Annotated in this window: 11 protein-coding genes; 1 reads left to right on the forward strand and 10 read right to left on the reverse strand. The window is 46.1% G+C overall.

Annotated elements, in window-relative coordinates; all coding sequences use genetic code 11:
- Positions 1-64 precede the first annotated feature (64 nt).
- The 6 genes from QYG89_RS11790 to QYG89_RS11815 all read right to left on the reverse strand — a co-directional run bounded on the left by QYG89_RS11790 (position 65) and on the right by QYG89_RS11815 (position 7,071).
- Positions 65-1,084: an alpha-ketoacid dehydrogenase subunit beta gene (locus QYG89_RS11790; RefSeq protein ID WP_404317670.1), complete on the reverse strand. Its 1,020-nt coding sequence runs from the start codon at positions 1,082-1,084 to the stop codon at positions 65-67.
- Positions 1,085-1,091: 7 nt separating this feature from the next.
- Entirely contained in the window at positions 1,092-2,147 is a 1,056-nt protein-coding gene (gene pdhA / locus QYG89_RS11795; RefSeq protein ID WP_404317542.1) for a pyruvate dehydrogenase (acetyl-transferring) E1 component subunit alpha, read from the reverse strand.
- A 19-nt stretch (positions 2,148-2,166) separates the two neighbouring features.
- The gene (locus QYG89_RS11800) at positions 2,167-3,309 is read right to left on the reverse strand and encodes a Leu/Phe/Val dehydrogenase (RefSeq protein WP_404317545.1); all 1,143 of its coding nucleotides are present in this window, start codon (positions 3,307-3,309) and stop codon (positions 2,167-2,169) included.
- A 447-nt stretch (positions 3,310-3,756) separates the two neighbouring features.
- On the reverse strand, positions 3,757-4,206 hold the full coding sequence (locus QYG89_RS11805) for an Lrp/AsnC family transcriptional regulator (protein ID WP_404317548.1): 450 nt from the start codon (positions 4,204-4,206) through the stop codon (positions 3,757-3,759).
- 165 nt (positions 4,207-4,371) lie between these two features.
- Positions 4,372-5,715 (reverse strand): sodium-dependent transporter, encoded by a 1,344-nt coding sequence (locus tag QYG89_RS11810; RefSeq protein WP_404317551.1) that lies wholly within the window; start codon positions 5,713-5,715, stop codon positions 4,372-4,374.
- Between the two features lie 381 nt (positions 5,716-6,096).
- Positions 6,097-7,071, reverse strand: a complete 975-nt coding sequence (locus tag QYG89_RS11815) for an NAD(P)H-dependent flavin oxidoreductase (RefSeq protein WP_404317554.1) — start codon at positions 7,069-7,071, stop codon at positions 6,097-6,099.
- A gap of 80 nt (positions 7,072-7,151) precedes the next feature.
- Between QYG89_RS11815 and QYG89_RS11820 the strand changes: the two genes are divergently transcribed.
- On the forward strand, positions 7,152-7,682 hold the full coding sequence (locus QYG89_RS11820; protein ID WP_404317557.1) for a gamma carbonic anhydrase family protein: 531 nt from the start codon (positions 7,152-7,154) through the stop codon (positions 7,680-7,682).
- Between the two features lie 170 nt (positions 7,683-7,852).
- Here the strand turns inward: QYG89_RS11820 and paaX are convergent, their stop codons facing one another.
- The 4 genes from paaX to QYG89_RS11840 all read right to left on the reverse strand — a co-directional run bounded on the left by paaX (position 7,853) and on the right by QYG89_RS11840 (position 11,720).
- Positions 7,853-8,731, reverse strand: coding sequence for a phenylacetic acid degradation operon negative regulatory protein PaaX (gene paaX, locus QYG89_RS11825; RefSeq protein WP_404317560.1), 879 nt, complete (start codon positions 8,729-8,731; stop codon positions 7,853-7,855).
- Between the two features lie 80 nt (positions 8,732-8,811).
- On the reverse strand, positions 8,812-9,588 hold the full coding sequence (locus QYG89_RS11830) for an enoyl-CoA hydratase-related protein (RefSeq protein ID WP_404317562.1): 777 nt from the start codon (positions 9,586-9,588) through the stop codon (positions 8,812-8,814).
- Between the two features lie 57 nt (positions 9,589-9,645).
- The gene (locus tag QYG89_RS11835; protein ID WP_404317565.1) at positions 9,646-10,851 is read right to left on the reverse strand and encodes a 3-oxoadipyl-CoA thiolase; all 1,206 of its coding nucleotides are present in this window, start codon (positions 10,849-10,851) and stop codon (positions 9,646-9,648) included.
- Complete coding sequence (locus QYG89_RS11840) at positions 10,848-11,720, reverse strand: 3-hydroxyacyl-CoA dehydrogenase (RefSeq protein WP_404317673.1); 873 nt, start codon at positions 11,718-11,720, stop codon at positions 10,848-10,850. The genes QYG89_RS11835 and QYG89_RS11840 overlap by 4 nt, the downstream gene beginning before the upstream one ends.
- Between the last annotated feature and the right edge of the window lie 64 nt (positions 11,721-11,784).

Raw genomic sequence — 11,784 nt, forward strand, 5'->3', positions numbered from 1 at the left:
GTTTGTGCGCGGACTTCACCGATTTATGCGCGGGAACGACGATGATATGTGCACCCACTCTTCATTAAAAATGAACAACCTTTTCGATGCCTTTGACTACGCGCTCTGGTGTTGGCAGGAAGTGTTCTTCGAGTGCAAAAAATGGGACTGGCACGTCGAAGCCTGTGATGCGTTCGATCGGTGCCCGCAAGTATAAGAAGGAGGTGTCGTTAATGATCGATACGATGTCGTTGCCGAGGCCGCCGGTTGAATGGGCTTCATGCACGATGACCGCTCTTCCCGTTTTTTGCACCGATTCCGCGATAAGGCCACGGTCAATTGGATAGAGTGTGCGCAAATCGATGATGTCACAGCTGATGCCCTTTTTCTCTGCCTGCTCGGCTGCTTTTTCAACGACGGTCATCATGGCCCCCCAGGCGATCAGCGTGACGTCGGTTCCTTCCCTTACTTTCTTTCCTTTGCCGATTTCGACGGTGTATTTGCCGGTCGGCACTTCTTCCCGCTTGGCACGATAGCTTCTCATCGGTTCGAGCATCAGTACAGGGTCCGGATCTTCCATGGCGGCAATGAGCAGACCTTTCGCGTCATAAGGAGTGGCTGGACAAACGACCTTTATGCCCGGCATATGAGTGAACAGTGTTTCTGTACTGTCCGAATGAATTTCCGGTGCGCGGATGCCCGCTCCGTATGGGGCACGAATGACCATTGGCACGGTAAAATGCCCCATCGTTCTCATACGCAGCCGGGAAACGTGCGTCATGATTTGCTCATAAGCCGGATAAATAAAGCCGAGAAACTGGATTTCCGCGATCGGCTTAAAACCGTTTACCGCAAGGCCGACAGACGTTCCGATAATTCCCGCTTCTGAAAGCGGCGTATCAACCACGCGGTCGGCACCGAATTTTTCCTGCAGTCCTTCCGTCGCACGGAACACTCCGCCGTTTTTTCCGATATCCTCACCGAGAATCATCACGCTTTCATCTGTCTCAAGCAATGTTTTCATCCCATCATTGACCGCCTGCACGATCGTTAACAATTGAGTGGTTTCTTTTTTTGGCGGCATATTCTCCAGCCTCATCTCCATTGCCATCTTACTCCCCCCTCAAATGTGCGAGATATGATTCTTTCTGGTCGGCAAGCTGGGCCGGCATTTCTGCATACACATGGTCGAATAAATCCTCCACGTTTGCTTGCGGATAGCTTTCCATCGCTTCGACAGCGGCTTCTATTTCCGCCTTCACCTTTTGATCGATTTCAGCGACCCACGCTTCATTCCAATAGCCGTGATTTTTCATAAAACGCTCCATGCGCAAAAGCGGATCAACAATGCCTTTCCCTTGATCGGCTGGCCGGTACTTCGTCGGATCATCTGCTGTCGTATGAGCACCGGTACGCCAAGTGACGGCTTCAATTAATGTCGGGCCGCTGCCAGCGCGGGCATCATCCAGCGCTTTTTTCACTTCAAAATAGACAGAGAAACAGTCGTTGCCGTCAATGCGTACACCCCGAATGCCGTAAGCGACGGCCTTTTGTGCAATCGTTTCTGAATTCATCTGCCTTTCAATGGGAACGGAAATGGCATATCGATTGTTTTGATTAAAGAAGACAGCCGGCACTTTAAAAACACTCGCAAAGTTCATTCCTTCATGGAAATCGCCTTCTGACGTAGCGCCGTCGCCAAAGTAGGCAATGGCCGCATTTTTCGTTCCTTTGCGTTTTTCAGCCCAAGCGGCGCCGGCTGCGTGAGGAAGCTGTGTAGCAATGGGCACAGCTGGAGGGAAAATTCTCTTGCCTTTCGGCGGCACACACCCTTCCGTGCGGCCGTTCCAGTAAAGATATGTCGCTGCCATGTCGGCGCCAAATGTCAGCTTTGCTCCATGGTCGCGGTACGTCGGAAACATCCAGTCATCCGCTCCAAGCGCCAGTGCACTTCCGACTTGGGACGCTTCCTGCCCTTCAAACGGCGCATACGTCCCGAGCCGTCCCTGCCGCTGCAAGCTGATTGCTTTTCTATCAAACGTTCGAATTCTATGCATGTGATAATAAAGGTCTTTCACTAGCTGCTCGTCGATTTTTTCTTTATAGGAAGAGTCCACCACGTTCCCCTCATCATCGATTACCTTTTTGATTGGATATTGAGTCTTCATGATATCCCTCCGAACAGTATTAGTCGCGAATATCCCATTTTGGCTTTACGGAAGAACTGAAAAAGCTGTTCCTTCTGCTTCTGGCAGCCATTCTTTGCTCACACATTTTATTTGCTGCCTCCACCGTTGTTATGTGATCAAGCTCGGCCTGCTGATATACTTCTAGGAGCGCGTTGTAAATGTGTTTCGTCTTTGCAAGCACACGCTCTTTGTTTGCTCCGTACAATTCATCAGCAACTTGAATCAGTCCTCCGGAGTTAATCATATAATCAGGAGCATACAGAATGCCCTTTTCTACGAGTTGTCTGCCATGATCTTCCGTCAGCAGCTGATTGTTCGCTGAACCTGCAATCGCCTTTACTTTAAACTGTTTCATCGTTGCATCATTCACTACCCCGCCAAAGGCACATGGAACGAACACGTCCGCTTCCTGAGAGTAAATTTCATCGCTTCCGACGACTGTCACAGCCCCAGGCGTTGTGTGAGCCCTTTCCTGAATCGCCTTTATACTCTGTTCATTAATGTCAGTGACGAAGATGCGTGCCCCCGCTTCAAGCAGACCTTCTGCTACTTTATAACCGACTTTGCCAAGACCTTGAACCGCGTACGCTGCACTGCCAAGATCTTCTTTACCAAACAACATTTTGTTCGTTGCCTGTATACCGTACAGGACACCCATCGCTGTCGGAACCGAAGAGTCTCCTCCTCCGCCGTAAGCTTCCGGCACGCCGACGATGCACTTTGTTTCTTTCATTGCATGGATGAAATCTTCCATGTTTGTGCCCATATCAGTTCCCGTATAAAAACGGCCGCCAAGAGAAGCAACGAATTGACCGAATGCGCGGAACAGCTCAGGTGATTTATCTTTTTGCGGATCACCGATAATCACTGCTTTTCCGCCCCCAAAATCCACGTCAGCTGCCGCGCATTTGTAGGTCATTCCTTTCGATAGACGAAGAACGTCCTCCAATGCTTCCTCTACACTGTCGTAAGGCTGCATACGGCAGCCGCCGAGCGCAGGACCTAATGTTGTATCATGAATCGCGATGATCGCTTTCAGCCCTGTTTCCTGGTCGTTGCAAAACACCACTTGTTCGTGTTCAGACATTTGTTCAAAAAGAAGAAATCCTTCTGTGATGGATGTTTTTTTTACTAGACTCATATTCAATCCCTGCTTTCATTATGCTTAGTGAAGCGCTTTCATTTTTTAGCGCTGACAAGATGATCACTTTTAGGAAGAGGGAACAAACCTTATTCCATAACATTCTATGCTACTTTAAGTATAAAAGGTTAAACGTCATCTATATATATCAAAGCGACTGAATTTTCGTGTCCATATTTACTTTTCGCATGGATTTTTTACCAATCCACTCCACTTTGTAAAGCGCTTTCATTTTACGAAAGGACGAGGTGAATGATGTTTGTTGATGTTGCTAATCGGAAGGCGCGAGACTTCTGCAGAAATCAGCAGGTACGTTTAACAAAGCCTGCAAAAAAGAAGAGCTGTCCCAAAAGAAAAGCATCAGACCCTTCTCACTGTATCGCCTGCCGACGAAAGTCGTTGAAGAGGTGAAACTTTTATGGGACAGCTCTTACGCTGTGAATATAGCTATTTATGTTCCTCATTTGCTGGTAAAATAATTTTCTCAGGAACAGGAGATTTCAATACGATCGAAGTATGAATGATGCCGAACTCAATCAAATAATCAATAAGCTGATTTAAATGCTCCATGTCCTTAACGGCCGCTTTTAGTAAATAATTAACGGTGCCGGTTAAGCGGTGGCATTCAATAATATCAGGATGTTCATCCGTCATTTGCTCAAATTCGTTATAAGGAACACTAATTTCACTTACTTGAATAAATAAAAGAATATGACGGCCGACAGAGGCGGGAGAAACTCTTGCACTGATTTTGTCTATGATCCCTTTCTCCATCAGCCTGGTGAACCGTTCCGCCACGCTCGGCCGGCTAAGCGATAGCTTCTTTGATAAATCACTTAATGTTATTCTTCCGTCTTCTTGAAGAATTTTGATCATTTGAATATCCGTCTCGTCCATGCTTCCACCTTCACATCCTTTTATAGTCAAAAGTTGGAAAGTTCAGGCTGTTAGGAAACTCCTGTCCCCGGGGACAAGCATTTTCAATCAGCCTGATCGTGTCTACAATCTTTTCGTATATGTTACATTGTATTCATGAAAAAACAAAGCATACTGCACAGACGTTTAAATGATACCGAGTACATCTAAGTAAACAATGATAATAGCGATCGGTGCCAAATACTTAATTAACAGAAACCAGATGGCAAATATCTTTTTCCCGATAGATGAACCGGCGGATATTTCTTCTAGAAGTCTTTGTTTAGAGATTTTCATTGGAACGAAAATCGCGATTAACAGCGCTCCGAGCGGCATTAACAAGTTGCTGACAAGGTAGTCGGCTGCATCAAAAATCGTTTTATTAAAGATCAGAACATCGCTCAATACCCCATAAGATAAGGCAGATGGAATACCAACGATAAAAATAAGCAGACCGATGATCCACGAGAATTTCATCCGTTTGCTGTCGTTTCCTTTCGCCAGGACAGCGACAATAATTTCCAGCATAGAAAAAGCGGATGTTAGTGTCGCAAACAAGAACAGCACTAAAAAAGCAACTAAGAACAGAGCACCGAACGGAATTTGATTAAACACCGTTGGCAGCACATTAAATAAAAGAACGGGACCCGCATCTGGCTTCAGTCCAAATGAAAAAACGGCCGGAAAAATAGCCAGTCCTGCTAAAATAGCAACGAGTACATTCAATGTCACAATCGAAATCGCGGATTGCGGAATGCTTTCTTTTTTCGATAAATAAGAACTGTAAGTGACCATGACAGACACCCCGACGCTCAGTGCGAAGAACGACTGTCCCATCGCGAACAGAATCGTTTCGGATGTGATTTTTGATAAATCCGGCTTTAGGAAGAACTCGATCCCCGCCATTGATCCGTGGAGCGTGACCGAGCGGAAAATAATGAGAAGAAATAAAATAAACAAGGCCGGCATCATAAACTGGCTTGCTCTTTCAATTCCCGCGGTGACCCCTTTAGATACAACGTAAATCGTGATGACCATAAAGAGAAATTGGGCAGCTGTGGCTAAAAATGGATTCGAGATCGTTTCGCCAAATAAGGCGCCATACTGTGCTTCTGATAATCCGCTTAACTCTCCCGTAACCCCTTTAAAAATATAAATTAAGATCCAGCCGCCCACTACGCTATAAAACGACAGCAAGACAAAACATGTAAAAATACCGAGACGGCCAATCAAGTGCCAAGACGAATTCGGCGCAAGTTCCTTATATGCTTCAATGGCATCTTTCTGCGTACTTCTTCCAATGATAAATTCGCCAATTAATAACGGCAGTCCGACGAGCAGCGTAAAGAGAACAAAGATGAAAAGAAAAATTCCTCCTCCGCTCGTTCCAGCCACATAAGGGAATTTCCAAATGGCGCCGAGTCCAATTGCTGACCCCGCCGCCGCTAGAATAAATCCCAGCTTAGATGACCACTGTTCTTTTTGCTCCATTTTTTCACCTCATTACATTATTAGAAAAAGCTATGTTACACTCCCCTGTTGATTTCCACTTGGGCGCTCCAATCAACAAAGAGACAACATCAACAATCATCATGAACATAGCCATTAGAAAAATAAAACATTGAAGCTGTTAACAAACGTTTCCAGCCGTCTGTTTTGTCTATTCCCTGTACTTCTATGATCTTTTTCAGCTGTCACAAATGTAGCATCTGCGTCATTTTATCAATCCGCTATACATCCGTCAATTACGTGTTTAGAAAAATGATTCTTTTAAAAATCATAAATATTTTCCAACAAAAAAAGGGCAGATGGAATCTCCCCTCTATAAAAAAGTTTTTTCAATAAAATACTATTCAGCTATTTCACGCTCGTTTATTTTCCCGCTTTCGCTTGAACTTCTTTCCATTCCTGCATGGAGCGATTCATCTGTCCGCCCGCCTCTGCCATCATGCTGTCCAGCAGCTCTTTCACGCTCGGGACGTCTTCAATCAATCCAGCGATTTGGCCGCTGTTAATAAACCCATTTTCCATATCGCCTGCCATCGCCCCTTGAATGTGCTTCGCTTCTGATGTCCATTCATTGTATTGCTCTAATGTCATCCCGGCTTTTTCCCGCTCATGAAGCGTTTCGGCATACGGTGTTTTTAAAATTCTTCTGACCCGGCCGACTGTGCGCCCGAAAATCATCGTTTCTGTATCGCCTGCTTGGACGAGGTTCTGCTTGTATACGTCATGAAACGGCGCTTCCTTCGTCGCGATGAGGCGAGTGCCCATTTGCACGCCGCTCGCACCGAGCATAAGCGCTGCTGCTAAGCCTTTGCCGTCACCGATTCCCCCGGCTGCCAATACCGGCACATTGACTTGCTTCACAATTTGCGGAATGAGCGTAAACGTTGTCAGTTCTAGACTGGAGTTAATTCCCGCCGCTTCCACACCTTCCGCCACAAGAACATCCGCTCCAGCCGCTTCTGCTTTCTGTGCATGCTTCACAGATGCAACGAGAGTAATCACTTTCACACCATGCTCGTGCAGCGCTGGAATAAATGGCGCCGGATTACCGGCAGAAAGAGACACAACTGGAATACGGTGCTTAATGACAAGTTCAATTAATTCCTTTGTATATGGCGACACGCTGATCGCAATGTTCACCGCAAACGGTTTATTCGTCCGCTGTTTCGTTTGGATGATAATTTTCTCCACTTCATCAGGCGTCATCGTGCCACAGCCAATTGTGCCGAGGCCGCCCGCTTCTGATACGGCAGCTGCCAGCGGTGCGTTGCTGATGTTACCCATTCCTCCCTGAATAATCGGGTAGTTAATTCCAAGCAATTCACAAACGTATTTCATTATTTCTCCTCCTCTTAGAAAGAATGTTATACTATATAAAAAAGAAACACAATTGCGTAAATTGTATCGGAGGGGATCCTATGATTGTTACATATAAAGGAAAAAAAGCACAGCTAGAGCCCAATGTATTTGTCGCCCCGAGCGCCCAATTAATCGGTGACATCCGCATTGGAGAGGAATCCACCATTTGGTTTAACGCCGTCCTACGGGCGGATGAAGGACCGATTACAATCGGCAAACGATGCAGCATCCAAGATAATTCAACGATTCATTTATATGAAGAAGCACCAGTTGTCATTGAAGACGAAGTCACGATCGGCCATAACGTCATTTTACACGGCTGTAAAGTAGGTAAACGGACAATTGTCGGTATGGGCTCAACGGTTCTTGATCATGCGGAAATCGGTGAAGAATGCGTGATCGGCGCCAATACATTGATCCCAAGCGGCAAAAAAATCCCGCCCCGCTCACTCGTCATCGGCTCCCCAGGCAAAGTCGTCCGCCAGCTGAACGATAAAGACTTGGAACTCATTCAGCTCTCCATTGACTCTTACGTTCAAAAAGGCTATGAATTCCGGGAAATTTTCGCAGACGAAAACAATTTTAAATAAGAGCGGCGCGCAGATTCTTACGATTCGCGCGCATAAACTGCACATGTGCGCGCACAAATCCGCCATTCCCGCACATAAAGCGGCGGTAACCGTACACAATACTCAAAAAATAGTGCACAATTAAGAAAGAGGATGCTCTAGAGCGTCCTCCTTCTTATTGGTTCAGTTTTCTAACTAACAATATACGGATGATCTGCGGCATCATACGATTCGTCTTTACAGCGCATATCATTGTCCTCACGGAAGACTTCCTCGAAGAAACGACTGGCTGGTTCCGCAAGCAGCTTATAATATTGCCCAAACAGCAGGGCTGCATGATCACCGCTCCACATGTCCGGAAGCAGCTCATTCGGCAGTCCTGGATCAGTAAAGAGAAACTTTCTGTATTCATGCACAAGGTTCGCGCGTTCCACAAAGCATTCGGCATCGGTCAATTTTCCGCTTGCCATCGCACTTTGATGGACGATGTACCTCTTGCTGTACGTAGAGATAAACTCTTCATATTTCTGTTCAATTTCTGCCAGCGGCCAGCTTTTTTCTATGAGCGCACGATCGGCCTGCGGACCTTTATATTCAGATATGAAGAAATCAACATATTCGCCAATATCATATTTCTCTATAAGCATCTTTGCTTCTTTTTCAAGGTCATTTGGTGAGATCCAGCAGCCGTTGGAAAAACTGCCGAAGCCGCTCCATAAAAGTTCTTTCCGCAGTTCATCGCGAATCTGCCTTTTATCCTCTGGAATCGTATACATGAGCATACGCCATTTTCCATCCCATTCATGCGCCTTTAATTTAAAAATCCGGCGGGCTGCTTCTTCCATGCGCACTTCTCCGCGTGGTGTAAGGAAATAATAGCTTTTATTCCCTTGTTTCTCTGATTGAATCCACCCCTGTTTGACCATTCGCGAAACGGCCACACGTACCGACTGCTCATTATGGCCAAACTCTTTCAATACTCGAATTAAGCTGCCGACCCAAATTTTGTTGCCGTAATGGCGAATGTAATCGCCGTAAATAGTGAAAATCATTGATTGTGTGTTCGCCATTTCTTCCCACTCTTTCTCCCTTTTTCGTTGCATCACTTTCCTTTATTTCTTTCATTATAACGTTGAACACTGAAAAAAGCTTACTTTCCTGTAAAATTTGGGCTTCTTTTTTCACTGAATGCCTGCAGTGCTTCTAAACGGTCTTCTGTCGGGATCGTTAATTCATATGCTTTTGATTCAATTGCAAGCCCTGTCTGCAAGTCTGTGTTCATCCCTTGTGTGATTGCATATTTTGCTTGTTTAAGCGCCACTGGACCATTTTTCATCATATCAGCGGCAAGCTGCTCACACGCCGCAAGAAGCTCTTCTTTCTTTACTACTTTCAACACAGCGCCAAGTTCAAGCCCTTCTTCAGCTGTGAATTTTTTCGCTGTAAAAATCAGTTCTTTCGCTTTCATTTCGCCTACGAGACGCGGAAGCCGCTGTGTGCCGCCAGCGCCGGGAATGATCGCCCAGCTCGTTTCTGTCAGCCCCATTTTTACTCCTTCTGCGGCAATCGGAAAATCGCAGGCGATCATTAATTCAAATCCGCCGCCAAGCGCATAGCCATTCACAGCAGCAATCGTCGGCTGCGGCAGAGCAGCAATGCTGTTAAAGACGTCACGAATCGCTTTCACGTTGCGCCGTACTTCTGTTTCTGTCAATGTCTTGCGCTCTTTCAAATCGGCACCCGCACTAAACGCTTTTTCACCCGCTCCAGTAAAAATAGCTACTTTCACCTCTGGATCAATGGCAATTGCATCCGTCACCTCCTGAAGCCTCTTCAGCGTCTCGTAGTTAAAACAGTTTAATGCTTCTTCGCGGTTAATCGTGACATAAGCGATGTTGTTTTTCTTCGTATATAAAACAGTTGACATGGTCTCTTCTCTCCTTCTATAGCAAAAGGCCGTCCAAAGACAGCCTTTTGTGGATAGTTATTCCGTTACGTTCTCAACAATGGCAGCGATTCCTTGACCGACACCGATACACATCGTTGCAAGGCCATATTTCTCATTACGCTTTTTCATTTCATAAATAAGCGTTGTCAAAATACGGGCACCGCTTGCGCCAAGCGGATGACCGAAAGCAATAGCTCCCCCGTTGACGTTCACTTTACTCTGATCTAATTCAAGCTGACGCATACACTCAAGTGCTTGGGAAGCAAACGCTTCATTCAACTCGATGAGTCCTAAATCGTCTACTGTCAAATTAGCACGGTCAAGTGCTTTTCTTGATGCGTAAATCGGACCAAGTCCCATAACGGCAGGCTCTAGTCCCGCTGTGGCTCCTGTTACATATTTCGCTAATGGCTTCAGATTAAGTTCTTTTGCTTTTTCTGCGCTCATAAGAAGCAGCGCAGAAGCACCGTCATTAACGCCTGATGCGTTACCGGCTGTCACTGTACCGCCTTCAAATAACGGCTTCAGCTGGCCAAGCTTTTCAAGCGTAGATTCTGGACGGGGATGTTCATCCGTATCGACGATTATTTCGTTGCCTTTGCGGTCTTTATAAACAACTGGAACGATTTCTTCAGCAAAGCGGCCTGATTCCATCGCTTTTTTCGCGCGCTGCTGGCTTTCAAAAGCGAACTTGTCCTGGTCTTCACGTGAAACGTTACAGCGCTGTGCCACATTCTCAGCCGTTTGCGGCATAGAATCTGTGCCGTACATTTCTTTCAGCTTTGGATTCGTAAAACGCCAGCCGATCGTCGTATCTTGTAATTCCATGTTTCCGCGCGGATAATCCTTATCCGGCTTCGCCATAACGAGCGGAGCACGCGTCATGCTTTCTGTTCCGCCGGCAATGAAAATGTCTCCTTCGCCAACAGCAATCGATCTTGCTGCATAGATGACTGCATCAAGGCCCGAACCGCATAGACGGTTCAGCGTTGTACCGCCTACTTCTACAGGAAGACCAGCTAATAAGCCAGACATTCTCGCTACGTTACGGTTATCTTCCCCTGCTTGGTTGGCATTTCCGAAAATCACTTCTTCGATTTGTTCAGGCGGAAGGTTAGGGTTTCTTTCAATCAATGCTTTGATGACGACTGCGCCGAGATCATCGGGGCGAACGTCTTTTAAAGCGCCTTTATATCTGCCAATCGGTGTGCGGACTGCATCAACAATGACTACTTCTCTCATTTTTTAACCAGCCCTTCTTTGTTAGTATAGTCGTACACGCCTTTGCCGCTTTTCCGTCCAAGACGTCCTGCTTTGACATATTGTTCAAGCAGCGGCGCCGGGCGGTATTTCTCGCCAAGCTTTTCGTGTAAATATTTCAAGTTGTTCAAACGAGCGTCTAAACCAACAAGGTCCACAAGTTCAAATGGTCCCATTGGATAGTTCAAGCCAAGTTTGATCGCTTTATCAATTTCTTCTGGTGTGCCGAGTCCTTCTTGCAGCATATAAAACGCTTCGTTGCCGACAAGGGCGCTGATCCGGCTTGTGACGAATCCAGGGAATTCGTTAATCACCACTGTCTCTTTGCCCATCTTCTCAGCCACTTCTCTAATAACTTCTGCCGTTTCATCGCTCGTTTCTAAGCCGCGGATAATTTCAACGAGAGGCATTTTATGTACCGGATTGAAAAAATGCATCGCGATTGTTTTTTCCGGACGTTTCGCAAACGAAGCAATTTCTGTCGGGCTCATCGTGGATGTATTCGTTGCAAAGAAGCATTCTTTTGAAGCATGCTCTTCAATCGTTTCGAACACTTGCTTTTTAATTTCCGCTTTTTCAGGAACCGCTTCAATAATTAAATCAGCGGAAGCTGCTGCTTTTGCCAAGTCGCTTTCATAGTTCAAATTCGCACGTGCTTTTTCCGCCGCATCAGCTGTAATTTTGCCGCGTGACAGGCCTTTTTCAAAAATTAAGTCAATTTCTTGTTTCGCATTTTGCAAAGCTGCTTCACTGACATCTACTAGTTTCACTGAATAACCGCCGACTGCTCCTACGTAGGCAATCCCTCTGCCCATGACACCGGAACCGACGACAACAACGTTATTAATCATCGCTTCATTCTCCCCTTTATGCTTGTTAATGAAGACGGACAGATGGCTAAATGCCGTCTGTCCG

This window comes from Bacillus lumedeiriae (assembly GCF_044891285.1).
Taxonomy (GTDB): domain Bacteria; phylum Bacillota; class Bacilli; order Bacillales; family Domibacillaceae; genus Pseudobacillus; species Pseudobacillus lumedeiriae.